Source organism: Streptomyces sp. NPDC029296 (genome assembly GCF_055569255.1).
The window spans coordinates 79,500-102,136 of sequence record NZ_JBVHXT010000007.1 but is presented as its reverse complement, the minus strand read 5'-3'; the positions used below and the strand labels follow the sequence as shown (position 1 = coordinate 102,136).

Genomic DNA, 22,637 nt, shown 5'->3' with positions numbered 1-22,637 from the left:
CGGGACGCCCGGCCCGTGAGGGTCCTCACCCACGGCCGACGAAGGGACGGTGGCGGATACGGGGACCGTCCCGGGCGCTTCCCGCGGCACGTGGTGAACGACGGCGCACAGCATGATCGCCACCGCGAGGACGCCGCGGATCGCCGAGACGAGCCCGCGCCACCGGACTGGGCTGCCGGGAGCCCGTGGGGCGTGTGTGGGGGTACGGGAACGGGTCGGCACAGGTCCTCCGCGTGCCGCTGCCACGTCTCCGGGCGAGAAGGACGGAGCGAGGCGCAGACTTGGGTGAGGGGCAGGACGGCATGGACGGCGAACGCCCCGGCCGGGCACGGGATACGACGCTCGCCGCGCGGACTGGACGAACCGGTGGCGACCGGCGGTCCCGGCCGGAGGGCTCCGTACTCCTAGACCTGTCGCACCACGGAGGCCGACCTCAGGGCCAGGGAGTACGCCCCGTCTATGGCACCGTCCGCCGCCGGGGCCCGGGGCGTCGAGGCGGCGTCCGCACCAGCGGATGCACGAGTCGGCGCCGCGGAGCAGGGTGGTCCCGGAACGGAAGCCTGCTGGGGCTGACCCGGTACGCACTGTTCCCCAGGGTGCGAGGGCTCGTGGCCGCCCTGACGGTCGCCGGGCTGCGCGGCGAACGGCGGCACGGGCTCCATGGTCGCGCCGCGAAGGCCGTCCGCAGGCAGCACCACGTCGGTCGTCGCGCCCACGGAGAGGTGGCCTCCGACACCGTCCCCGTGCGCTCCGTGCGACACGAGGATGCCGAACAGGAGCACGGCCAAGGCCAGCACGCGCGGCAGCGGACCCGCACCCGAGGGGGTCCGGACCACGCGCCGGGGCGACCGAGCCGTAACCATGCCGTGATCCTAGCGACTCGTGGGCGGTGCCCGTCCACCGATCCGGGAACACCGCATGGACGCGGCGGGCACATGGCCGGTTCACCCCGCGGGTCGTGCCGAAACGAGGTGGTCGGGCGCGGTGGGGAGGGATCGGGTAGGTTCTGCGCGAAGGCGGGCCCTGCCCTAACATGGCCGCGCCCCAACACCCGGCCCGCGAGGAGACGTTCCGTGCCGTACGCCACGACCCCGGACGGAACCCGCGTCGCCTACCAGGTCCAGGGATCGGGAACCCCCCTGGTGCTGCTCGCGGGGCAGGCCAACAGCCACCACTGGTGGGACGGGGTCCGCGGCGACTTCCACAGCGCCCACACCACGATCACACTGGACTACCGCGGCACGGGCGACAGCGACGCACCACGGCTTCCGTACAGCACGACGGGTTTCGCCCACGATGTCATCCGCGTCCTCGACGACCTCGGCATCGACCGGGCCGACGTCTACGGTACGTCGATGGGCGGCCGGGTCGCCCAGCAACTGGCCGTCCACCACCCCCGGCGGGTCCGTGCCCTCGTCCTGGGCTGCACCTCCCCCGGCGGCCGTCACGGCATCGAGCGCGGCGACGACGTACGCCGTTCACTGGCCGCCCCCGACCCTGCCGGAGCCCGGCAGGCGTTGCTCCAGCTGATGTACACGCCGGCCTGGCTCGCGGCCCACCCGGGTCCCTTCCACACCCTCGGCGACCCCACCATGGCTCCGCACGCCCGACGCGGCCATCTCCTCGCCAGCGACCGGCACGATGCCTGGGACGCGTTGCCCCGTGTCCAGGCCCCCACCCTGGTCCTGCACGGCAGCGACGATCGCCTCAACCCCGCCGCGAACGCCGCCTTGCTCGCCGCTCGCATCCCCGGTGCGCGGCCGCACGTGATTCCCGGTGCCCGGCACGCCTACTTCGAGGAATTCCGCACCACGGCGTCCCCGCCGGTCCTCGACTTCCTCGATACGGTCGCGGCCAACGCCTGAACCCCGTCGCCGCATGGGCACCGCCCTCGGCACGAGCTCGCCGGTGGTACGCGTCCGGCAGTAGTCGTCGCGGACCTTCCGGTAGCCGGGAGCCCTGACCGTGCCCAGGAGCCGGGCCCAGTGCGCGGCGTTGGTCTCGATCCCGCGGGCGACGCGGTCGCGGGCGGCCTGGTCGGGGGCGTCGGCGAGCTGCCGCGCGTGCTCCCACGCCCCCGCTCGCCAGGTGCGGAACAACTGACCGGCGGTGAGGCCGGCGATGGGGTTCCAGCGGTCGTCGGCGAGGGCGACGAGCGGGTCGTAGCGGTCGGCGACGTCCCGGACGGCGGGGCCGTAGGCGCGGTCCAGGACCGTCTGGAAGCGGTCGTAGTCGGGCTTGCGCGTGCCTCCTCCCGGACGGGTGAGGCCGAGGGCGGCCAGGACGTACGGCATGTCGCGCTGGATGTGCGCGTTGGCTCCCAGGAGCACGTCCTGCCCGGCGTTGACATCGGCCGTGCGCGCGGCCGCGAACGCCGCGTGCCAGGCGGCCGGGACGGGGCGCCCCGCGCGGTCGGCCTCGTAGGCGTCCAGGTACAGGTTGACGAAGCCGGTGTTGAGGCTCCCCGCGAGCCATGACGGCTCGTCGAAAGCGCCGCCGCCGGCGACCGCCGCCTCCAGCGAGCGCTCGAGGTGGACGTAGATGGCGGGGAAGGGCGCGCGGTGGTCGCAGCCCAGCCGGTCCCGGATCCCTTCCAGGGTGCGGCGCGCGTCCTGCACGCAACGGATGACCGTGCCCCGGCACACCAGGTGCCCGGCCGGGACCGCGGCCGGCGCGGCGGCGGAGGCGGGGCCGCCGCCCAGGGCGACGACGCCCGCCATGGCGACGGCGACGAACGTACGGACTGTGCGCGGCCGACGGCCCATGGCCCGCTCCTCCTCGTAGCTCCCCGGTGGCAGAGACGCCCATCTGCCGAAACGAGGCCGAAGGACGGGAGGTTACGGCCGACGGGGTGACGGAGCCGGGCACGCGACGGGGACGGCCGCGCGACGGAGCCGAAGGAGCGGCACCGAGGCGGAGGACGCCCCCGGAGCCGCGCCCTTCGGGTGGTGCCTCAGCCGACCCGACGGCCGGCCGGCTCCCCGCCCGGGTCGTCGGCCAGCATGACGACCGCCTTGATCCGTTTGCCCACCGGCTCGCGATGCACCTCGAAGCTCCGGCAGACGGCCATGACGATCTCCAGCCCGTGCTGCCCCACCCGTCCCGGATCGGCGGCTCGGGCGACCGGCAGCACCGGATCGCTGTCCCATACCGTCACGTCCACGGCACCGTCGCCGACGTCCAGCGTCAGCAGACAGGGGCCCGGGGCGTGTCTGAGGGCGTTGGTCACCAACTCGCTGACCACCAGCTGGACCATGCCCATCACACGGTCCGACACCGGCAACCCGTGCACGGCCTGCACATCCTCGAGGAAGGACCGGGCCAGCTCGCGCGCCCCGGCGATCTCCTCGCTGCCCACGAACGCCGCGGACACCCCCGCCGAGGCCAGGGAGTCCCGGCCCTCGCCCTCTTCCGCCTGCACCATATGGCCGCCTCGCCTGAGCATCTCGACTCGGACCGTCTGCCCCAACGGTCCGACTACAGACACGACGAACAGATGACCCGAGAAGTTGCCCCGGGACGCCGCGCACTTCCGGTTGGCGAAGGAAGCCGTCGGGGAGTGCCGCCGGTGCGTGGTGCGCATCGCCTGGCGGCTCGCCGGCGCCGACCGGCCGCGCCGCGCCCGGTGTTCGGCGGGCCCTCGGCAGCGGCACGGCTCGGCCGCATGGCACCCGCGTGATCCGGCACGTCAGGGGATCCGGGCTTCGAGGTGGGCGAGCTGGGCGGCGAGGATCTCTTCGAACGCGGCGCGCCGGTCTGCTCCGAGAGGGCGGATGTCGCGGGCGAAGTGGGCCAGGGCGGGGAAGCGTCCGGGGTCGGCGCCGAGCACCGCGACGCGGAACTGCTCCATGCCCTGTTCGTACTCCTCGGGAGTGATGGCGCCGATGCCGGCCTCGGAGACGATCAGCGCGGCGAGGAGGATCACGATGCGGTGATAGCGCACCGGGACCTCCTCGTCGGGCAGGCCGGACGCGCGCAGGGCCTGCAGCAGTTCTTCCATGACCAGGCGGGAGCCGGCGCCTCCGGACCCGTAGCGTCCCCACACCGCGGCGAGTTGGAGTTGCTCGCCGAAGGCCTCGCGCAGGCGCAGGGCGAGGGCGGTGACCCGCTGCTTCCAGTCGCCCTCGGGGTGGTAGCCCTCCATCGCGGCCAGCAGGACCCGGTCGGCAACCGCGCGCAGCAGTTCGGTCTTGTTGCGGAAGTGCCGGTAGAGGCTGGAGGAGTCGGTCCCGAGCGCTACGGCGAGCTTGCGCACGCTGAACGACTCGGCGTCGCTCGTGCGCAGCAGTTCCGCCGCCGTGTCCAGGATCTCCTCGGTCGACCATCGCCTTCGGCCAGTCATCTCGCCCCTCTCATTCCCACGCATCCTATCTGCGCACTTGGCTATGCACGCACTGCGTGCATAATGAGGACAACGCACTGTCCGGCCACAACGGCACCCGGCATCCGGCCGGGAGGGGAGAAGGACACATGAGCGAGACCACTACGGCGATACGACCGCCCGAGCCCGACTTCGCGACGATCACGGCCGAGGAACTCATCGCCTACCGCGACGCGGAGAACCGCTTCCGGGCCTCCGGCGCGGCGCGGAAGATCCTCGGCGAGCCGCACCCCGGCGCCGCGATCGTCTGGCAGCGGATCGCGCTGCCCGGCCGCGACCTACCGGTCCGGGTCTACCGGCCGGCCCCGGCGGAAGAGGACGAAACCGCGGCTCCGACCGACCTGCCACTCGTGGTCCACGTCCACGGAGGCGGCTTCGTGGGCACGGCGGTGCAGTGCGACTGGACCAACAGTCACCTGGCCGCGGAACTGCCCGCCCTCGTCGTGTCCGTCGAGCACCGCCTCCTCGCCCCCGGCAGCTCCCTCGGGGACGCCGCCGACGACGGCTGGGAGGTGCTCCGGCACGTGGTGCGGAACGCCGCCCGGTGGGGCGCCGACCCGGTGCGCGCGGCCGTCTTCGGTGAAAGCTGCGGCGCGTTGATCAGCGCACTGACGGCCATCCGGGCCAGGGAGGCCGGCCTGGCACTCACGGCGCAGGTACTGGTCAACCCCGTGGCCGACGTGACCGGGACGATGTTCGACCACCCCTCGATCACCGATTACGCGTACAGTCCGACCCCGGCCCTGCCGCTGCTGCGCTTCGTCCAGCGGCTCGCCATCCCGGCGGGAGCCGACGCCGGCGCCTTGTCGCCACTGCACGCCGAGGACCTGAGCGGGCTCGCCCCGGCGCTCGTGGTGGTGCCCACCCACGACGCGGTCGCCGATCACGGCCGCCGCTACGCCGAGCGGCTGCGCGAGGCGGGGACGCCCGTGCGGCTCTCCGAATACCCGGGAGCGAAACACGCGTTTCTCACCATGCCGGGCGTGGAGCCCCGGGCCGGGGCCGCCCGGGCGGAGATCCTCGCGTTCCTGCGTGCGGCCCTGGCACGGTGACGCGGCCCGGCCGGTTGACGCCGGGCCGCCTTTTGCCCGGCCGGGACAGGATGTGAACCTGCGGCCCGTGGGTGAAGAGCCCGGTGAGCTGCCGGGCTCTTCACCAGACATCAGCCGCGGACGATGTTCTCCGCCTGGGGACCCTTCTGGCCCTGGGTCACGTCGAACGTGACCTTCTCGCCCTCGACCAGCTCGCGGTACCCGTTGCCGGAGATGTTCGAGTAGTGGGCGAAGACGTCCGGTCCGCCGCCGTCCTGGGCGATGAAACCGAAGCCCTTCTCGGAGTTGAACCACTTCACGGTGCCGCTGGCCATACTGCGTCCTTCGATCTTGCCGGGGGTGCCGGCCGGGGTGAGTAGTGGGATCTGCCGCTGGGGAAGACGCCCGGCGTCTTTCTACCCCGGCCGGGCCGCCGTCATACGATCATCCGCCCACGAGTCGGAAGGAGTCCGGTCCGGGGGACGGCGGCCCGGGCAGTGCGACATCCGCCGGCCGGATCAGGCGTAGCGGGTCCGCAGGTGGCGCAGGTACGCGTCGGCTGTGGCGTGGCGTCGGTCCTGGGCTCCCTGGCGGTGCAGTTCGAGTCGGCCGTCGCCGTGCAGGCGCACGGTCGTCGTCGCCCGGCGCGGCGCGTGGCCGTGCCGCGCCGGGCCGTCGGGAGCGGCGGAGGCGGTGACCGCGGGCTCCTCGAGGACGGGGACCGTGGCGGGGAACATCGCCAGCGCCTCCCGGCTGGTGGACGCGGGCGGGTGCCCGGTGCGGTTGGCGCTGCTGACGTACAGCACCGGATGCTCCCGCAGGAGTGGGCGCAGGGGTTGCCACCGGGCGCCGAAGAGCAGCACCCAGCCGTCCTTGTGCGCCGGCCCCAGCCATGCCGGCCGTACGGCGCCGGCACGCAGAGGCAGGAGCACCGTGAGGTGCTCCTCCGCCAGGAGACGCTCCGCCAGCAGGACATCGGCGGCGGGCAGGTCCCAGAGGCCGCTGAGGAGTCGGAGGGTTTCGGGATGGTGTGCCCACAGGGCGACCGGCTGGCCGCCGGGGCGCCCTTTGGCCTCGTTGACGATCCGGGCCCGGGCGGCGGTCACCACATGGGTCAGCGGCTCGGGATTGGGCAGGACCACGGCCATGCCCTCCCGCAGGGCGCGGCGCACCTGTGCGAGGGAGGCGGGCGGGCGCGTCGGCGGATCGGTACTCGGATTCACGGCGGGTTCTCCTCAGGAGGGCAGGGACGGGCTGCTGCGTGATTCGGCGTATTTCCGCAGTGCAACGTGAGACGCCATGCGGAAGGTGACCTTACAGATAGGGCCAGAATCACATCAAAAGGGTATTTGATGTAGAACCCAGGCGGTACGAACACATGGTTGTGCCGCATTACTTACCCAATCCACCATACAGGTGCAATACCGACTAATTGGACTCCCGTCACTCCGGCGACCATTACTTTGCGTCGGCTTGGATTACTCCCGCCGGGTCGGCTTGCCTGCCGCGTACACGGTCGTGTTCCATTAGTGCGAAAGACGGGGGATTGAATTTCCATGGATCAGCCGCGGTATATCTGCTGTCGCACTCGGCCACCGATTTTCCGTGGGAAGGGTCTCGACGCGTTGTGGGCGGTAGGGCGTAACGGCCACGGGTGAGCGTCGGGCCGTATCCGCCGACTCAGCAATTCACCGCATCGCCGCAGCCCACGGGCGGTAAACACCCTGGGTGCCCTGCGTCAGAGGGCAGGGCTGCGCCGGGCGTATTCCGTTCCCTTCGCGGGCGGGTCGGGGTGTCCTGTCCGCCGATGCCGCGCCGCACCGAAGGGAACTGCCAAATCTCGGGGGAGATTGTCACCATGGATAAATCCGACGTGAATGGTGTCGTGCGGCGTGCGTTGGACGGAGATCCGGCCGCCTGGAGCGAACTGCTCGGCAGGTTCTCCGGGCTGGTCGGCTGGATCACGCGCGAGCACGGCCTCAGCCACGCCGATGCCGCGGACGTCAGCCAGACCGTGTGGATGAAACTGTTCGAGCACCTCGCCATCGTCCGCAAGCCCGACAGCCTGGGTGCCTGGGTGGCCGTGGTGACGCGCAACGAGTGCCGCCGGCTGCTCAGTTGCGGGCGCCAGGAGATCAGCGCCACCCATCAGGAGCTCGCCGGCGTCCTCGTCGACGCCCGGGACATCGGCGTGCCGCTGATCCAGGACGAGTGCAGCGTGCTGCTGTGGCAGACGGCCAAGACCGTTCTCAACCAACGCGGTTACGCCATCATCCGCATGCTCATGGCCGACCCGCCGGCCAGCTACGAGCAGGTGTCCCGGAGCCTGAAGATCCCCATCGGCAGCATCGGACCGACCCGGAACCGGTGCCTGGCCCAGCTTCGCTCCGCCCCGGGCATCCACGAGTGCAAGGCGATGGTCGCGTCCTGACCACCGCCCGGCACACGTGTCCACCGCCTCGTCCGTCCCGCCTGTCTCCGCCCGGCCCGTCCGGGCCGCTGCCGACGTCCCCGTAGGAGGACCATGTGAGCCCGACCAGAAGTCGCCGCCCCCGCACGCTCAGCGAGAAGGTGTGGGACGCGCACGTGGTGCGCCCCGGCGGCGGTCCCGGTGCACCCGATCTGCTCTACGTGGACCTGCACCTGGTGCACGAGGTCACCTCGCCGCAGGCGTTCGCCGCGCTGCGGTCCGCGGGGCGGACCGTGCGCCGGCCGCGGCAGACGGTGGCGACCACCGACCACGTGGTGCCCACCCGGGACTCCGGCCCGGCCGCCGCCGACCCGGACGCGGCACGCCAGATCGCGGCCCTGGGCGACAACGCCCGGCGGTTCGCCCTGCCGCTGTTCGCGCAGGGCGACCGGCGCCAGGGCATCGTGCACGTCATCGGCCCGCAGCTCGGGCTCACCCTGCCCGGCACCACCGTGGTGTGCGGCGACAGCCACACTTCCACACACGGTGCGTTCGGCGCGCTGGCCTTCGGCATCGGCACGAGTCAGGTGGAGCACGTCCTCGCCACCCAGACCCTGCGGATGGTCCGGCCGGGAACCATGAGCGTGCAGATCGACGGCGATCTGGCCCCCGGCGTCTCGGCGAAGGACCTGATCCTCGGCGTCATTCGGCGGATCGGGACGGCCGGCGGCTCGGGAACCCTCGTGGAGTACCACGGCTCCACGGTCCGCACGCTGTCGATGGAACAGCGGATGACGGTCTGCAACATGTCCATCGAGGCCGGCGCCCGAGCCGGCATGATCGCACCCGACGAGACCACCCTCGCGTACCTGAAGGGCCGCCCCCACGCGCCGCGTGGCCGGCGGTGGCAGGAGGCGGAGGCCTACTGGCACACCCTGCGCACCGACGAGGGGGCGTGCTTCGACCGGGCCGTGCGCATCGACGCCTCCACGCTCACCCCCCACGCCACCTGGGGAACGGATCCCGCGCAGAGCGCCCCGCTCAGCGGGCACGTGCCGGACCCCGCCGCGATGGCGGACCCCGAGGAGCGGCGGCGGGCCGACCGGGCCCTGCGGTACATGGCGCTGCGGCCCGGCACCCCGATGCGCCGGATCCCCGTCGACGTGGTGTTCATCGGCTCCTGCACCAACGGCCGGCTGGAGGACCTGCGCGCCGCGGCGGCTGTCGTGCGGGGGCGCCGCGTACGGCCGTCGGTGCGGGCACTGGTGGTGCCCGGCTCCACCGCCGTGAAGGAACAGGCCGAACGCGAGGGACTGGACCGGGTGTTCGCCGCGGCCGGCTTCGAGTGGCGTTCGCCCGGCTGCTCCATGTGCTGCGCGATGAACGGCGACGTCCTCGGGCCGGGGCAGCGCGCGGCCTCCACCTCCAACCGCAACTTCGAGGGCCGCCAGGGCTCCGGAGGGCGCACTCACCTGGTCTCCCCGGAGGTGGCCGCGGCCTCGGCGATCGCGGGCCGTCTCACCGCCCCGGCCGACCTCGTGTGACACCTGTGACCCGCGCGACGCGCACGACGTGTGCGAGCGACCTGTGTGACTCTCTCGAAGGGAACCCGAAGTGGAGCAGTTCGACGTGGTGCGCGGCCCGGCGCTCGTCCTGGACCGGTCGGACGTGGACACCGACCAGATCATCCCCGCCTCACGGCTGAAGCGGGTCGACCGTGCCGGGTACGCCGACGACCTGTTCGCCGACTGGCGCGGGGATCCGGACTTCGTCCTCAACCAGCCGCGCGCCGCCGGTGCCCGGGTCCTCGTCACCGGACGGAACTTCGGCTGCGGCTCCTCCCGCGAGCATGCCGTGTGGGCCCTGCTCGACTTCGGCTTCCGCGCGGTGCTCTGCGAGCAGCTGGCCGACATCTTCCGGGAGAACGCCGTCAACGCCGGCCTCGTCCCCGTCGAGTTGCCCGCCGCCGAGGTGCGGGCGGTGCGCGCCGCCGTCGCCGACGACGGCGAACGGTCCGTCGAGGTCGACCTGGTGGCACGCCGGGTCCGGGTCACCGGTACCGCGATCGACGTGCCGCTACGGCTGGACGCCGGCGCCTGCCGCACGCTGCGCGCGGGCCGGGACGCCGTCGCGGTCACCTTGCGTGACGAAGAACTGATCGACCGGTACGAGCGCCGGCGTCCCGAGTGGATGCCGCGGATGCCGGCCTGAAAGCGGAATGCCGCCGCGCCGTACGGTCCGCCGCACGGCGCGGCGGACCGGTGCGTGGATAGAATCGACGGCCCTGGGCCGCACTCACAGCAGAGGTGATTTCCTTGACCACGGCGCGCATTGTGGCGACGAGTCCGGCGGCATTCCAGGAGGCCGCCGACGTATTACGCGGTGGCGGCCTCGTGGCGCTTCCGACGTTAACCAATTACGGGCTCTTCTGTGATCCGTTCAACGCCGCGGCGGTGGATCGTGTGTTCGAGGCGAAGCAGCGCACGAAATTCGGGCCGCTGAGCCTTTTCGTTCCCGAGCCCCGGCAGGCGGAGGAGTACGTCCGTATCCCCGACGGTTTCGGCCCGGCCCTGCTGGAGCGGATCTGGCCGAGCCCCACCGCGGTGATCTGCTGGAAGAAGCATCCCTTTCCGCCGCGCATGACCCTGGGCCTGCCCACGCTCGCCGTCTGCTGCCAGGGCCCGGGCTCGCCGCTCCAGGACGTGCTGCGGCTCGTCGGACAACCGCTCGGGGCGTCCTCCGCCAACCTGTCCGGGCAGGGTGACATCGACGTCACCTTCGACGTCACCGTCCGCGATCTCGGTGACCGGGTCGACCTCATCCTGGACGAGGGAGAGACCCGGCGCGCCGGCCGCCCGCCGCAGAAGCACCCCGGCAACACCATCATCGACCTCACGTTCGCCCCGCCCCGTCTGGTCCGCCACGGCTTCGTCGCCCCCGAGGCCCTGATCCCGCACCTCCCGGACCTCGATCTGGACACGTCGGCGTACCCGGCGCTGCTGCGTAAGCGGCGCGCCGAGACCGAGGCGGCCGGGCCGGAGCCCGCCTGACGGCCCGCTCCGTCCCGGAGCCCGCCCGCCCTGCCGTGTGGTCCCCGACGGGCCGACCGGTCGCCGCGTGTGTGCGGCGACCGGCCGGCCCCGGGAGTTTCGGAGCGGGTGCGGTGCCGCGTCAGGAGCTGCGGGCCAGCAGACCCTCCGCGAAGAGGCGGAACTTCTCGTCGGCGACGACCGCGTCCCCCTGCCGGAACGCCTCCGACTTCACCCACTGCGTGGCGGCCCGCACCTGGTCGGCGTCCAGGTCGAGGTTCAGGTTCTCGGCCGCGGCCCGCACGACCCGGTCGCTGGCCAACTGGGTGAGGACGACCGTCGGTTCGATGCCGAGCAGGTCCTCCGGGTCGTAGGGCTGGAACAGGGAGCGGTCCACGAAGGGCGTGCCGGTGGAGATGGTACCGACGCCCGATCCCACCAGCGGGTCGGTGACCTTCAGCGGTGTACCGGTGGCCTCGGAGACCAGCCGCGTCAGCTCGGGGACGCGACGCAGGTCGGGGTCGGTCCACCAGAGCGGCTCGCTCGTGCCGATCAGGCCCGGCAGCCGCTCGGGCGCGTAGCTCAGCAGGAACATCAGCTGCTCGGTGCAGGCCATGCCGGACCGCTCCCCGAGGCCCAGCCACGAGCTGGCGACGATACGGATGCCGGCCCTGACGGCCTGCGCCGTGTTGGCGAGCGCCATTCCGAGGTCGTTGTGCAGGTGTGCCATGACGACGGCCTGGGGATCGGCCCGCCTGGTGACGTCCGTGTACAGCTCGTACGCCTCGTGCGGCAGGATGCCGCCGACCGTGTCGGCGAGCTGCACGCTGGCCACGCCCGCCTCGGTCAGCCGCGAGACGGCGTCGATCAGCAGTTCCCGGTCGGCCTGGGGCGCGTGGGAGAACGCCATGTCGATCGCCAGTCCGTCAGCCCGCTCGACCGCGTACCGGGCCATCTCCACCGCCTGGTCGACGGATTCCTTCGCCGACTTCTTCAGCAGCGCCTGGGACACCGCCTCGGAGCCCGGCAGGAAGTACATCAGCCGTCCGTGCGGTGCGCCACGCATCGCGGCGATCGCCGTGTCGATGTCGCGCGGGGTGCCGCGGCAGACGCAGGTCGCGCTGATCTCCTCGACCTCCTGCGCGACGCGGCGGGTGATCTCGAACTCCTCACGGCAGGCGGAGGGGAATCCGGCCGCGAACATCACGTGGCGGTGCCCGTCGGCGCCGAACATCCGCCCGTGGGCGCGGGCGAGGGCGATCCGCGTCTCCGCGTCCATCAGGGTCTTGCCCTGGGCACCGTCGCGCGCCGACTCCTCGAACACCACCAGTTTGCCCGCCTTGACGGAAGCCCGGACGGCATCGCCTTCCCACACCGAATCGTTGACCATCGCACTCTCCTCCACGTACCGCAGTCCGGCCGTTACGGCGGCCGTCCCGGCTGTGGTCCGGACGGCCGCGGCCGGAGCTGCCTCGCGAGCACCGGCCGCAGAAGCAGAGTCCGCGGGTCCCCGGAAAAATACGTGTGCCGTGGCCGTCCGCCGGGCGTATCAACGGCGCCGGCCGGCCCCTCTGCTGTGACGACCGGACAGCAGCCGTCCCTTCGGGGAACGGACAGGCATCAGGAGAGGACCCTCGCGATGGCCGCACCGATATCCACCACAGCCCAGCAGGACCCGGCCGCACGGCAGGAGGACAGTCCGAAACTCGGCTTCGGCGTCCACTTCACCGACCACATGGTGACCATGCGCTGGACGTCCGCGCGGGGCTGGCACCCGATGCGGCTCGAACCGTACCGACCGCTGGAACTCGACCCGTCGGCCCTGGGCCTGCACTACGGCCAGATCATCTTCGAGGGGCTGAAGGCGTACGCGCAGGCCGACGGGACGGTGGCACTGTTCCGCCCCGGGTTCAACGCCCGGCGCCTCAACCACTCCGCCGCCCGTCTCGCCATCCCGCCACTGCCCGAAGAGCGCTTCATCGAGGCGTTGCGGACCCTCGTCGCCGCGGACCGGACCTGGGTGCCCCAGGGCGTGGGCCGCAGCCTCTACCTGCGCCCGTACATCATGGCCGTGGAACCCACCATCGGGGTCAGGCCCGCCCGGGAGTACCTGTTCGTGCTGATCGCCTCCCCCGTCGACCCGTTCTTCTCGACGGAGGTCAAGCCGGTGACGGTATGGGTGGCGGACGACTATGTGCGCGCCGCTCCCGGCGGCACCGGCGACATCAAGTTCCCCGGCAACTACGCCGCCGCCTTCCTCGCGCAGCAGCAGGCCGCCGAACACGGTTGCGACCAGGTGGTGTGGCTGGACGCGGTCGAACGGCGCTGGGTCGAGGAGATGGGGGCCATGAACCTCTTCTTCGTCGTCGACGACGGCCGCGGCAAGCCCGCCGTCGTCACTCCCCGGCTCACCGGCACTCTCCTGCCCGGCGCGGTACGGGACTCCCTGATCGCGCTGGCGACCGACGCGGGCTACCCGGTGCGCGAGGAACAGGTGTCCATCGACCGCTGGCAGTCGGGCTGGGAGGACGGCTCCCTCCACGAGGTCTTCGCCTGCGGCACGGCCGCCGTCGTCACTCCGGTCGGCGCCCTCAAACGCGGCGCACGCCAATGGCGGGCCCCGGCCGGCACGGGGCACCCGATCACGCTCGGCCTGCGCCGGCGCCTCCTCGACATCCAGCACGGCTACATCCCGGACACCCACGCCTGGATGATGCCGGTCACGGGCTGACTCCCCGCCCACCCGCTCGCGAACCCGCCTCCCCGGCGCCTGGGGTGGGGCCCTGGCGGCCTCGGCGGGCCGCCCGCGGGTGACAGGGAACCCGTCGCCGCGGTCATGACCGGCCTCGGCGCAGCGACTCCGCCGACGGCCGCGCGGCGGGCTGTGCCGGCTCGGGGACGCCCGGTCGGGCCGGAGGGGTGGACGACGGGGCGCTCGTGAAGGCGGAGGCGATGCGAGCGACAGCGGGGTCGTCGTCGCGGACCAGTCGGCGCAGCATGTCCTGCCCGATGGTTCCCGGCAGCTCGATCAGCGCCTGGGCCAGACGTATCCGCGTCGCCGAGTCCGCGGTGGGCGCGGCGAGTTCGCCGGCCAGTGCCGTCGTGATCCGCTCCGCGCACTCGGGGTCCTCGGAAAGCGTTCCCAGGACTTCCGCCGCCTCGACGTCGTTGGAGCCCTCGACCACCATGCCGACGAGTATCGGCACGGCCGCGGACACGCCACGCCTGCCGAGCACCAGGGCGGCAAGCCCGCGCACCCTCGGGTCCGGGTCCTCGAGCGCGTCCGCGAGCACCGCGGCCGCACCCGGGGCCCCGGCCATCCCGGCGAGCGCCAGCACCGCGCGCCGTCTGATGCCGGCATCCCCGGAGCGCATGCCGGCGGTCAGTGCCGCCACGCCGCCGCCTTCCGATCGGGCGAGCGCCCAGCGCAGGGCGCCCGCGACGTTGGGGTCGGCTTCGGCGAGGACCGCCTCCGCCAGGAGCCCGGCGGGAACCGAGGCGCCCTCCGGCGGGGCCAGTACGGCCTGCTGCCTGCGCGCGGCGCTGGGCGAGTCGAGCCCCTGCATGAGCGCGACGATGCGCAGGACGTCCTGCCAGTCGGCAGGCGCGGAGGCATCGATCGCGCGGAGCCGTTCGAGCAGTTCCCGTTCCCGCTCCAAGCGGTCCTCCGTCCACCGGATGAGATCGCTGACCAGGGCCGACGGCGCGAAGGCCGAGTCCTCCAGCGCACGTCCGATCTGCTTGAGCGAGAGCCCCAGGGACCGCAGGCTCTCCACGTGGAAGATCCTGCGGACGTCTTCGGAGGAGTACTCGCGGTAGCCGCCGACGGTGCGGCCGGTCGGCCGCACCAGCCCGAGAGCGTCGTAGTGCCGGAGCATCCGGGTGCTCACCCCCGAACGGCGGGCCACTTCACCGATCAGCACTCCGTACCCTCCACGGCGTTCGTGGCCTCGGCGACTCCACCGGGCTCGGTCGTCCCCATGGTCCCAGCCGGTCCCGTCGCGGCCACGGCGGCGGCAGCGGCGCGCTCCGGGCCGAGTGCGACGACGCGCTTCGCCTCCTCGACAGCCGCGTCGAAACCGGCCGCCGGGTCCTGCCGGAGCAACTCGGTGGCTCTGGCGTGCGTGGCCACTGCCGGGTCGGGGCTCGCCGCGGCCTTCTCGAGGGCGGCCGCGACCAGGTCTCCGAGGTCCACGAGGGCCCGGCTCAGGCTCAGTCGCACCTCGCGATCGCCGCGGCCGAGCTGCCCGACCAGTTCGTCGGCCAAGGCCTTCTTCCCGTCCTCGGGCACAAGGGCGACCGCGACCCGCCACGCGGTCCGCGCGACCTCGTCGTCGGCGTCCCGCAGCATCGAGCGCGTGATCCAGGCCCACGCGCTCCTGTCACCGATCTTGGAGAGCGTGTGCAACGCCTGGCTGCGTGCCTGAGGGCGCTCGGAGGCGAGTTCCCGGCGTATCCGGGGCAGGGTGATCTCCGGCGGAAGGCGGGTCAGCGCCCAGGACAGCATGTCCCGCACGAAGAAGTCCGGCTCGACCGCGCACCGCTCGACGAGCGTCTCCAGAAGGCCCGGGCCGGGGGCCGAACCGGCCGCGAGTGCCGCCCGGAGCCTGACCGACGAGTTTCCGGCGCGCAGGGCGGCAGCCATGTCGGCGTTCTGCGGGGTTCCGTTTACGGGGTTGATCGAAACCACCTCCTGCGCTCAGGGGACACCTTGTCACCGTGTCAAGGTCAAGCCCGGCCGGTGGGCTTTCTGCGGCTCCTGCGGCCGCACTCGCCCGAAACCAGCCGAACAGACGACATCAACTGACATTTTTCGTGAACCGGGTCTCATAGGCTTGAGTGCGGCATCCACGGCGTACGGAGCCGACATCGCCACCCGGCACCCGGACGAACGAGGCAGAGCGCTCTCCCATGACTGATCCCGGTTCGACGAAGATCCTGATCTACGCCTTCAACTACGCGGACCGCATGCTGGAGGAGGTTCCCTATCTGCGGTACTCGGCCGAGCGCAGTCTGTGTTTCCTCGGGGATCTGCGCGACCCGGGCACCCGGATGGTGGTGATCACCTCGGAGGCCGTCGACCCCTACACGCTCGACTACCACCTGCGGGAGGTCTTCCGCTTCGAGGGCCAAGCCCTGGACGACGTGCGGCGCAGGCTCACCCTGCTGACCCCGGCCTCCCGCGCGCCCCGCCCGCTGGACTCGCTGGTCCTGGCGGACGAGGCGCTGGTCGAGACGTTGCGCCGGGCGGTCTCCGAGCGACCCGCCGGCGTGATCGTGGACTTCTCCGCCTCTCCCTCGACGGACGAGCTGGGCCGGCTGACCGGCGCGACGCCCGAGGAGGGCGACCACCTCTTCGTGGCCCGCTGGGGGAGCAAGGGCGGCGGCAAGGAGATCTGCCTGCGCGCCGGGGTCGCGGTGCCCGGGGGCACCTCCGAGGTGCTGCACAGCGAGGAGGAGGTGGTCGAGGCGATCCACCGGCTGTCCCAGGGCGCGGCCCCCGCGCGGCGTGCCATGGTCAAGCTCGACGCCATCACCTGGGCCGCCTCCATCGGCAACATGCTGATCGACTGCGAGAGACTCCGCCATACCGGCGACCTGTTCGCGTCGGCCGAGGTGATCCGGCTGCACGCCGACGAGTTCCGCCGGGAGCTGGCCGAACACGGCGCCGTCGTCGAGGAGTTCCTGGAGGGGATCACCGACTCCCCCAGCGGCCTCGGGGAGGTCGACCGGGACGGCACCGTACGCGTGGTCGCCTGCCACGACCAGGTGCTGACCCGCGGCCAGTACTGGGGCTGCCGCTTCCCGTGCGACGAGCGGTGGCGGCCGGCCATCGAGGACGCGGTGCGCCGAAGCGGCGAGGTGCTCGCCGGACTCGGCCACCGCGGCACCTTCGGCGTCGACTTCGTGGTCGCCGGGGACCGGGGACCGCTCGCGGTCGAGATCAACCTGCGCAAGGTCGGCCCCAGCCATGTGATCCGCTGCGCCGAGGCACTGGTGGGCGCGCGGGTCGGGGCGGACGGCATGCTGCGCGGTGCCGACGGCCGGCCGGTGTACTACACGCACCGACGGCTGCTGGAGCCCGAGACGCTCGGCAAGCTCGACCCGCGCGTCGCGGTGGAACGGCTGCGCTCCGAGGGGCTGTTGTACCGCCAGGACACCGGTGAGGGCGTCGCCCTGCACGTCCTCGGCGCGCTCAACGCGTGCGGCTTCGTGGAACTGACCGCGCTCGCCCACGCGCGGGATGCCGCGGACGCCTGCGCACGGGCGGCGCGGGCGGTGCTGACCGGGCCGGACCCCGCCGGATGACGTCGGCGGACCGCCGCACGGGCGGGCCGCCATGGTGAACTCCGTTCCGGGACCGGGCTCCTCGCCCACCGGAAGCCGGTCGTGGTCCCGTTCCCGGGACGCCCGCAGATCACGGGGCGAGCCAGTGGCATGCCCCTGCGAGCCAGGTGTCGACTCCGTCAGCAGGAGGCAACCGGCGTTGCCGGGGAGGAGTTCCCGCCAGCCTGTCCGGGTGGGAACCCGAACGTTTTCGGCCGACTCCGCGGGCCGCCTGCGCCCCATCCGTTCGGGTTTTCCGCTGCCACCCGGCGGCTGAACTGGGGCCCCGGTCTCCACCACCCGTCGGCGGACGCCGTGAACCGGCCTGTCCGGTCCTTACTTCACCGGAAGGTACCGCTGTACTCTGGCCCCTCTTGCGGCGACTTCGACTTCAGGCATCGGAGGCGAGATGTCCGGCGCGACACATGATCCGGTGTTCCCCGCGGTGGAGGCGGCGGCCTTCACCCGACGCCACATCGACGACCTGGCGGCCGGCCTGCTCGGTACCGTCCGGGTGTCCCACTTCTTCGGCCGGCCGGCGCTCGACACCATGCTGACCTCGCTGCACCGGGTGCCGGTGGTCAGCTTCGACCTGGACCGCATGCAGCATCCGATGGCCCGATTCGGTACCGCGCTCAACGACTACCGCACCCCCGAACTGGCCCTGGACGCCGGCCGCTACTGGCACGACGCCGACACCGCGCGGCGCCAGTGGGCCGAGATCCGGATGACCCCCGACCCGTTGGAGCTGGCCCTGGACGCCCTCGGCCGGGCGTGGGGGGTGCGTCCCGCACCCGCCACGATCGACGGCCGGCCCGCCTTCGTCGGCATGCTGCGCGAGGTCAATGACGGCACCTTCATCCACTACGACGACATCAACCGCGAATACCGCGGCGGGCTCTTCGACCAGAAGGTCGTGGCCCAACTCGCCTTCAACGCCTGGCTGACGGCTCCCCGCGAAGGTGGCGCCACCACCGTGTGGCGCCACCGCTGGGAACCCGCCGACGAGAACCGCCGGCACGGCTACGGCTTCCAGCCCGCCGCGGTCGAGGACGACCCGTACGTCACGCTGTCCCCCACGGCCGGCGACGCCCTGCTGTTCAACGCGAACAACTACCACATCGTGCGTCCCAGCGCCCCGGGCCAGCGACGGATCGCCCTCGCCTGTTTCCTCGGCATCACGGCGGGCGGCGAACTGATCGTCTGGTCCTGACGGTCCGTCCTTCGGGCGGTGAGCGGGGACCGTCCGGGTCGGCAGGTGGAGTCGGCCTGGGTGAGCGGACCAGCGGTAGGGCGGGCAGTCCGAGTAGTGGCCGCCGGAGCGCGGCGGCCCCGGACGCGGGGACGACGATGCGGTCAGGGAGCGGTCACCTCGAACCGGGTGATGCGGACGGAGCCGCCGAGTGCCCCGGTGGTGTAGTTGAAAAGGGCGTAGCGGTAGCCCATGAAGAACTGCCAGGCGTTGTTCAGGGTGAACGCGGGCCCGAACGGGATGAAGTTGGTGCCGTCGGTGCTGTAGGAGAACCTGGCGGTGCGGTTCGCGCCGGGGGTGATGTCGGCCTTCGCGCGCAGCCAGATCCGGCTGCCCGAGACGTTGGCGCTCGCTCTCACGGCGCCGGTGCCGGTGGTGTTCCAGCCGGCGTCCATGGTGAGACCGTCGACCATGACCACGCGGGTGCCGCCGCTGTCGCGCATGAGGCCGACGCAGGCGGAGGAGTCGCGCAGCAGGGCCAGTCCCGCCCGGTCCCCGTCCCGCATTCCGGAGAACTCCACCAGTGCCGTCGCGGTGGAGGTGGGCCCCGGAATGCGATGAGTGAGGGTGTTGCGGGCCCAGTACAGGTCGCCCGTGACGGTCGCGGTCCTCAGCGTGAGGCCGTTGCCCACCGACCACTTGGTGTTGTCGGGGTTGTGGTTCCACTCCCATTTCGGAGCCAGGGACGTCCCGGTGAAGTAGTCCACGCCCGTCATCGGCTCGACCGCGCGGGGCGGTGTGGGAACGACGGGGAGCGGATACGAGCCGCCCCAGGCGTTGTTGACGAGCTGCACGGTGGGCCAGCCGTCGGACGTCCAGGTGACCGGGGCCAGGACGGGGATGCGGCCGCCGGGATAGGCGTCGACGAACGCCATGTAGTACCACGCCCCGTACTGCGTCTGGACCAGTCCGCCCTGGTGGGGGACCCCTCCCCCGCTGACCGGGCCGGGCAGGTCGAGCAGCACCTGCCGGAGGGTGTAGGGCCCGAAGGGGCCGCTCGTCGACTTCAGGACGTACTGGCCGTTGGCGGGGCGCGTCAGGAAGATGTAGTAGCTGCCGTTGATCTTGTAGAAGCGGGAGCCCTCCAGGGTCCCGATGTTCGACGGGGTGCTGAACACCTGCTGGGTACGCACCTGGGTACGGCCGTCCGCGGAGAGCTGCGCCACGTTGATCGTGGTGTTGCCGTACGCGACGTACAGGGTGTCGTCGGTGTCCACGAGCATGCCCGCGTCGTAGTAGGCGGTGCCGATGGTGGCCAGCCGGCTCCAGGGACCTTCGACGGCGGACGCCGTGTACAGGTACGTTCTGGCGAAGTCGATCTGGCCCACCCAGTAGAACGTCTTGTTGGACGGACGGTAGGCCAGTGACGAGGCCCAGATGCCCCGGACGTAACCGCGGGCGCCGTTGAGGTCGTACTTGGAGCCGAAGTCCAGCACCGGCACCGAATGGCCGGCGAACTCCCAGTTCACCAGGTCGTACGAGCGCAGGATCGGCGCACCGGGTGAGTAGTGCATGGTCGAGGCCGAGCAGTAGTACGTGTCGCCCACGCGGATGATGTCGATGTCCGCGAAGTCCTGCCAGAGCACGGGGTTGGCGTAGGTCGTGGCGCGGACCGGGGCGGGTGCGGCGGGCTGCGCGGCGGACGCCGGCCCGGCCGTCACGGCGGGCAGCACGCCTCCCGCGACCAGGCCGGTGCCCGCCGCGAGCGCGGCACGACGATTCACCGAATGACGTGACCATGACATATATGGACTCCTCGTGTCGTCGGCGCGCCGGGCCGGAGGGACAAGCCGCGGCACCCCAGGCGTTCGGTTCGGTTTTTCGAACGTGCTTCGGCTGATCGGACGTTAAGGATCGTAGAGAGCCCCTGGGGTCCGTCAACCCCTCTGCATCATTCGATGAGGGCACCGAAACATTGCGGCGTATCGGCCAGTGGAGAGCGGGACGGCGCTGTTGCGCACCCCGGGGGCGCGGCCCGGCGGCCCGCCTCGTACGCTGCCCTCATGGCATCCATCCCTGTCTCTCCTGCTCAGGCACTCGACGCCCTGCTCGACGGAAACCAGCGCTTCGTTTCCGGAACCCCGCGGCACCCCAACCAGGACGCCGCGCGGCGGGCCGAACTCGCCCCGGCCCAGAAGCCCTTCGCGGTCCTGTTGGGATGCTCCGACTCCAGGCTGGCCGCCGAGATCATCTTCGACCAGGGCCTGGGGGACCTGTTCGTGGTGCGCACCGCCGGTCACGTCCTGGGTCCGGAGGTGCTCGGCAGCATCGAGTACGGCACCAGCGTGCTGGACTGCCGCCTCGTCGTGGTCCTCGGGCACGACTCGTGCGGCGCCGTCGCGGCGGCCCGCGCCGCCATCGAGGACGGTGCGTCGGCGACCGGATACGTCCGCGACGTCGTCGAGCGCGTCACCCCCAGCGTGCTCGCCGCCCGCGCGGCCGGCCTCACCGAGGACAGCCACCTCATCGACACCCACATCGAGCACACCGTCGATCTGCTCCTGGACCGCTCCCGTGTCCTGGCCGACCAGGTCGCCGCCGGCCACACCGGCGTCGTCGGCCTCGCCTACCGTCTCGCCGAAGGCAGCGCCCGCCTCGTCACCGCGCACGGCGTCCCCGGCGCGACCGCGTCCACCGCGCACGCCGGCTGATCACCCACCCGGCCGAACCGCCCATCGGCACCACCAGCGGCTGCGGACTCCGCACGCCGCTGGTGGTCGTACCAAGCGGAAACCGGCAGGCCGCGCGTTCACGACGAGGACCGCGCCGCCTCCCGGCCCGCCGAAGGCCACCAGCGGGACAACAGGTCCGGGCCGGTCGGGCCTGCGGGAGCACGACCGGGTTCGCCCTCCCGGCAGGCGACGGCGATCAGGACGGCCGTCGGCGCGGCGCGTGGGCGTACGCAGACGGCATCCGGGATGGCCCGGACGACGATCCGCATGGTGATGCCGCCGGCCTTGTGCCTGGCGGATGCCTCACACCGGGTGGCCCGCGTGAACCACGGCCCGGCGTCCCCGGCTCGCCGCCAGCACCTCCGGCAGCGGCAGCGACAGCGCTTGGGCCAGTTCCGTGAGTTCTGCCCGCGTCGGGCGGATCGGGCCTTCGGCTCCGTCCTCGACGAACGCCTTGACGCGCGGGACGCGGATTCCGGTGGCGTAGGCGATCGCCTCGGCACTCAGGCGCTGCCGGCGCAGCGCGTGCGCGAGCAATTCGGCCAGTTCCATGGTCCACCTTCCTCTGGCTCCTCCAGCCGGTCCGGTCGCACACGGCCTTGGACGCCGCCCCGCGCCGGCCGGCTGCCCGGACTCATGCGTCACGTATGCCCGGTCTGCGGTGTGGCATGAGTCGCAATCCCGGCGACATACCGGTGCCGGAACCGGGACGGCCGGAATCCTGGCAAGGGGCCACGAAGGCGATCAGGCGGCCGCGCGTCGGCCTGGGCGGGCCGGCGCCTCCAAAAGCGTCACGCGTGCCGGGCGTGGCGGGCCGGGCGCGCGGTGGCGATGCCGTACAGCCGCCAGGCGGTGCCGAGTGCCAACGCGCCCGAGACCAGCGCGTAGAGGCCGATGACCTGTGCGAGCGTGACCGCCCCCATGTCCGGCCGAGCCCAGATCAGCGCCCCGGCGACCACGGAGGCGGCGCCGGCCAGGAACAAGAGCCACTCGTGATGCAGTTCCCGGCGGAAGTGCACCGCCGCCCAGATCTCCGTGATGCCGGTGATCACCGCCCACGCGCCCACCAGGGTGATCAGCGCCAGCGCGGTCACGCCGGGCCAGGCGATGGTGATCACCCCGGCCACGATGCCCAGGACACCGCCGGCCGCGTGCGCCAGCCGGTGCGCTGTGCCGCCTTCCTCGCGGACGGAACTCGCCAGCAGCGCCAGCCCGTCGACGAGCGCGTACACGCCGAACAGCAGAGCCAGTGCCAGTACCGTCACGCCCGGCCACACCAGCGCCACGAGCCCGAACGACAAGGCCGCCGCGCCCCGCAGTACCAGCATCCACATCAGCTGTCGACGCACTCGCTCGTCCCTTCGCTCGACCGAACCGATTCGCCCCTCCTACCCCGGGTTCTCCGGCTTATCGGCCTACGGCGGGGGGAGGCGCGGCGCCACGAAGGCACCGCGGCGTACGGCATCGTCCGCCTGGCCGGGGTGCCGTCCTGGTCGTCGGCCGGAGGTGGACGCGGGCGCCGTCGACCTGGAGCC

20 protein-coding genes and 1 pseudogene are annotated in these 22,637 nt (G+C 72.2%); 10 read left to right on the top strand and 11 right to left on the bottom strand.

Features of this window, described 5'->3' with window-relative positions; all coding sequences use genetic code 11:
• The first annotated feature begins 1,073 nt into the window (after positions 1-1,073).
• Positions 1,074-1,865, top strand: a complete 792-nt coding sequence (locus ACZ4W9_RS08335; RefSeq protein WP_467934074.1) for an alpha/beta fold hydrolase — start codon at positions 1,074-1,076, stop codon at positions 1,863-1,865.
• Positions 1,866-1,979: 114 nt separating this feature from the next.
• Here the strand turns inward: ACZ4W9_RS08335 and ACZ4W9_RS08330 are convergent.
• The 3 genes and pseudogenes from ACZ4W9_RS08330 to ACZ4W9_RS08320 form a co-directional block, all read right to left on the bottom strand.
• Positions 1,980-2,720 (bottom strand): annotated as a pseudogene (locus tag ACZ4W9_RS08330) (DUF5995 family protein); the annotation flags it as partial.
• A 233-nt stretch (positions 2,721-2,953) separates the two neighbouring features.
• Positions 2,954-3,424 carry an ATP-binding protein gene (locus tag ACZ4W9_RS08325; protein WP_467934073.1) on the bottom strand — a complete coding sequence of 157 codons (471 nt, stop codon included), beginning with the start codon at positions 3,422-3,424 and terminating at the stop codon, positions 2,954-2,956.
• 264 nt (positions 3,425-3,688) lie between these two features.
• Positions 3,689-4,342 (bottom strand): TetR/AcrR family transcriptional regulator, encoded by a 654-nt coding sequence (locus tag ACZ4W9_RS08320; RefSeq protein ID WP_467934072.1) that lies wholly within the window; start codon positions 4,340-4,342, stop codon positions 3,689-3,691.
• 128 nt (positions 4,343-4,470) lie between these two features.
• On the opposite strand from ACZ4W9_RS08320, the gene ACZ4W9_RS08315 reads away from it, so the two are divergent.
• Positions 4,471-5,433, top strand: coding sequence for an alpha/beta hydrolase (locus tag ACZ4W9_RS08315; RefSeq protein ID WP_467934070.1), 963 nt, complete (start codon positions 4,471-4,473; stop codon positions 5,431-5,433).
• Between the two features lie 110 nt (positions 5,434-5,543).
• On the opposite strand, the gene ACZ4W9_RS08310 is transcribed toward ACZ4W9_RS08315, so the two are convergent.
• Positions 5,544-5,747 carry a cold-shock protein gene (locus tag ACZ4W9_RS08310; protein WP_037864303.1) on the bottom strand — a complete coding sequence of 68 codons (204 nt, stop codon included), beginning with the start codon at positions 5,745-5,747 and terminating at the stop codon, positions 5,544-5,546.
• A 183-nt stretch (positions 5,748-5,930) separates the two neighbouring features.
• Entirely contained in the window at positions 5,931-6,635 is a 705-nt protein-coding gene (locus tag ACZ4W9_RS08305; RefSeq protein ID WP_467934069.1) for a hypothetical protein, read from the bottom strand.
• Positions 6,636-7,270: 635 nt separating this feature from the next.
• Between ACZ4W9_RS08305 and ACZ4W9_RS08300 the strand changes: the two genes are divergently transcribed.
• The 4 genes from ACZ4W9_RS08300 (at position 7,271) to ACZ4W9_RS08285 (ending at position 10,872) form a co-directional block, all read left to right on the top strand.
• The gene (locus ACZ4W9_RS08300; RefSeq protein ID WP_467934068.1) at positions 7,271-7,843 is read left to right on the top strand and encodes an RNA polymerase sigma factor; all 573 of its coding nucleotides are present in this window, start codon (positions 7,271-7,273) and stop codon (positions 7,841-7,843) included.
• Positions 7,844-7,938: 95 nt separating this feature from the next.
• Positions 7,939-9,366 carry a 3-isopropylmalate dehydratase large subunit gene (gene leuC, locus ACZ4W9_RS08295; RefSeq protein WP_467934066.1) on the top strand — a complete coding sequence of 476 codons (1,428 nt, stop codon included), beginning with the start codon at positions 7,939-7,941 and terminating at the stop codon, positions 9,364-9,366.
• A gap of 70 nt (positions 9,367-9,436) precedes the next feature.
• Positions 9,437-10,033, top strand: a complete 597-nt coding sequence (gene leuD / locus ACZ4W9_RS08290) for a 3-isopropylmalate dehydratase small subunit (RefSeq protein ID WP_467934065.1) — start codon at positions 9,437-9,439, stop codon at positions 10,031-10,033.
• A 104-nt stretch (positions 10,034-10,137) separates the two neighbouring features.
• Complete coding sequence (locus tag ACZ4W9_RS08285) at positions 10,138-10,872, top strand: L-threonylcarbamoyladenylate synthase (RefSeq protein WP_467934064.1); 735 nt, start codon at positions 10,138-10,140, stop codon at positions 10,870-10,872.
• Positions 10,873-10,993: 121 nt separating this feature from the next.
• On the opposite strand, the gene ACZ4W9_RS08280 is transcribed toward ACZ4W9_RS08285, so the two are convergent.
• Entirely contained in the window at positions 10,994-12,241 is a 1,248-nt protein-coding gene (locus tag ACZ4W9_RS08280) for a 2-isopropylmalate synthase (protein WP_467934062.1), read from the bottom strand.
• Between the two features lie 249 nt (positions 12,242-12,490).
• Here ACZ4W9_RS08280 and ACZ4W9_RS08275 point away from each other — a divergent pair, with 249 nt between their 5' ends.
• Complete coding sequence (locus ACZ4W9_RS08275; RefSeq protein WP_467934061.1) at positions 12,491-13,582, top strand: branched-chain amino acid aminotransferase; 1,092 nt, start codon at positions 12,491-12,493, stop codon at positions 13,580-13,582.
• A gap of 103 nt (positions 13,583-13,685) precedes the next feature.
• Here ACZ4W9_RS08275 and ACZ4W9_RS08270 read toward each other — a convergent pair whose 3' ends face one another.
• Entirely contained in the window at positions 13,686-14,774 is a 1,089-nt protein-coding gene (locus ACZ4W9_RS08270) for a MerR family transcriptional regulator (protein ID WP_467934060.1), read from the bottom strand.
• Positions 14,768-15,496, bottom strand: coding sequence for a HEAT repeat domain-containing protein (locus ACZ4W9_RS08265; RefSeq protein WP_467934058.1), 729 nt, complete (start codon positions 15,494-15,496; stop codon positions 14,768-14,770). Before ACZ4W9_RS08265 ends, ACZ4W9_RS08270 begins: the two co-directional genes overlap by 7 nt.
• A 266-nt stretch (positions 15,497-15,762) precedes the next feature.
• Between ACZ4W9_RS08265 and besA the strand changes: the two genes are divergently transcribed.
• Together besA and ACZ4W9_RS08255 are read left to right on the top strand one after the other, a co-directional pair.
• Positions 15,763-17,160: an L-propargylglycine--L-glutamate ligase BesA gene (gene besA, locus ACZ4W9_RS08260; RefSeq protein WP_467934057.1), complete on the top strand. Its 1,398-nt coding sequence runs from the start codon at positions 15,763-15,765 to the stop codon at positions 17,158-17,160.
• 427 nt (positions 17,161-17,587) lie between these two features.
• Complete coding sequence (locus ACZ4W9_RS08255) at positions 17,588-18,391, top strand: 2OG-Fe(II)-dependent halogenase WelO5 family protein (RefSeq protein ID WP_467934056.1); 804 nt, start codon at positions 17,588-17,590, stop codon at positions 18,389-18,391.
• Between the two features lie 143 nt (positions 18,392-18,534).
• On the opposite strand, the gene ACZ4W9_RS08250 is transcribed toward ACZ4W9_RS08255, so the two are convergent.
• Positions 18,535-20,175 carry a glycoside hydrolase family 43 protein gene (locus ACZ4W9_RS08250; protein WP_467934054.1) on the bottom strand — a complete coding sequence of 547 codons (1,641 nt, stop codon included), beginning with the start codon at positions 20,173-20,175 and terminating at the stop codon, positions 18,535-18,537.
• Positions 20,176-20,433: 258 nt separating this feature from the next.
• On the opposite strand from ACZ4W9_RS08250, the gene ACZ4W9_RS08245 reads away from it, so the two are divergent.
• Entirely contained in the window at positions 20,434-21,081 is a 648-nt protein-coding gene (locus tag ACZ4W9_RS08245) for a carbonic anhydrase (protein WP_467934053.1), read from the top strand.
• Positions 21,082-21,405: 324 nt separating this feature from the next.
• Here the strand turns inward: ACZ4W9_RS08245 and ACZ4W9_RS08240 are convergent, their stop codons facing one another.
• Both ACZ4W9_RS08240 and ACZ4W9_RS08235 read right to left on the bottom strand, forming a co-directional pair.
• The gene (locus tag ACZ4W9_RS08240) at positions 21,406-21,654 is read right to left on the bottom strand and encodes an XRE family transcriptional regulator (RefSeq protein ID WP_467934052.1); all 249 of its coding nucleotides are present in this window, start codon (positions 21,652-21,654) and stop codon (positions 21,406-21,408) included.
• A gap of 239 nt (positions 21,655-21,893) precedes the next feature.
• Entirely contained in the window at positions 21,894-22,451 is a 558-nt protein-coding gene (locus ACZ4W9_RS08235) for an HdeD family acid-resistance protein (protein WP_467934050.1), read from the bottom strand.
• Positions 22,452-22,637: the final 186 nt, after the last annotated feature.

Excerpts from the sequence above, each read along its gene's own strand:
- ACZ4W9_RS08325 (WP_467934073.1), bottom strand. The coding sequence starts at position 3,424 with ATGGTGCAGGCGGAAGAGGGCGAGGGCCGGGACTCCCTGGCCTCGGCG.
- ACZ4W9_RS08320 (WP_467934072.1), bottom strand. The coding sequence starts at position 4,342 with ATGACTGGCCGAAGGCGATGGTCGACCGAGGAGATCCTGGACACGGCG.
- ACZ4W9_RS08315 (WP_467934070.1), top strand. The coding sequence starts at position 4,471 with ATGAGCGAGACCACTACGGCGATACGACCGCCCGAGCCCGACTTCGCG.
- ACZ4W9_RS08310 (WP_037864303.1), bottom strand. The coding sequence starts at position 5,747 with ATGGCCAGCGGCACCGTGAAGTGGTTCAACTCCGAGAAGGGCTTCGGT.
- ACZ4W9_RS08300 (WP_467934068.1), top strand. The coding sequence starts at position 7,271 with ATGGATAAATCCGACGTGAATGGTGTCGTGCGGCGTGCGTTGGACGGA.
- ACZ4W9_RS08280 (WP_467934062.1), bottom strand. The coding sequence starts at position 12,241 with ATGGTCAACGATTCGGTGTGGGAAGGCGATGCCGTCCGGGCTTCCGTC.
- ACZ4W9_RS08275 (WP_467934061.1), top strand. The coding sequence starts at position 12,491 with ATGGCCGCACCGATATCCACCACAGCCCAGCAGGACCCGGCCGCACGG.
- ACZ4W9_RS08265 (WP_467934058.1), bottom strand. The coding sequence starts at position 15,496 with ATGGCTGCCGCCCTGCGCGCCGGAAACTCGTCGGTCAGGCTCCGGGCG.
- besA (WP_467934057.1), top strand. The coding sequence starts at position 15,763 with ATGACTGATCCCGGTTCGACGAAGATCCTGATCTACGCCTTCAACTAC.
- ACZ4W9_RS08255 (WP_467934056.1), top strand. The coding sequence starts at position 17,588 with ATGTCCGGCGCGACACATGATCCGGTGTTCCCCGCGGTGGAGGCGGCG.
- ACZ4W9_RS08250 (WP_467934054.1), bottom strand. The coding sequence starts at position 20,175 with ATGTCATGGTCACGTCATTCGGTGAATCGTCGTGCCGCGCTCGCGGCG.
- ACZ4W9_RS08245 (WP_467934053.1), top strand. The coding sequence starts at position 20,434 with ATGGCATCCATCCCTGTCTCTCCTGCTCAGGCACTCGACGCCCTGCTC.
- ACZ4W9_RS08240 (WP_467934052.1), bottom strand. The coding sequence starts at position 21,654 with ATGGAACTGGCCGAATTGCTCGCGCACGCGCTGCGCCGGCAGCGCCTG.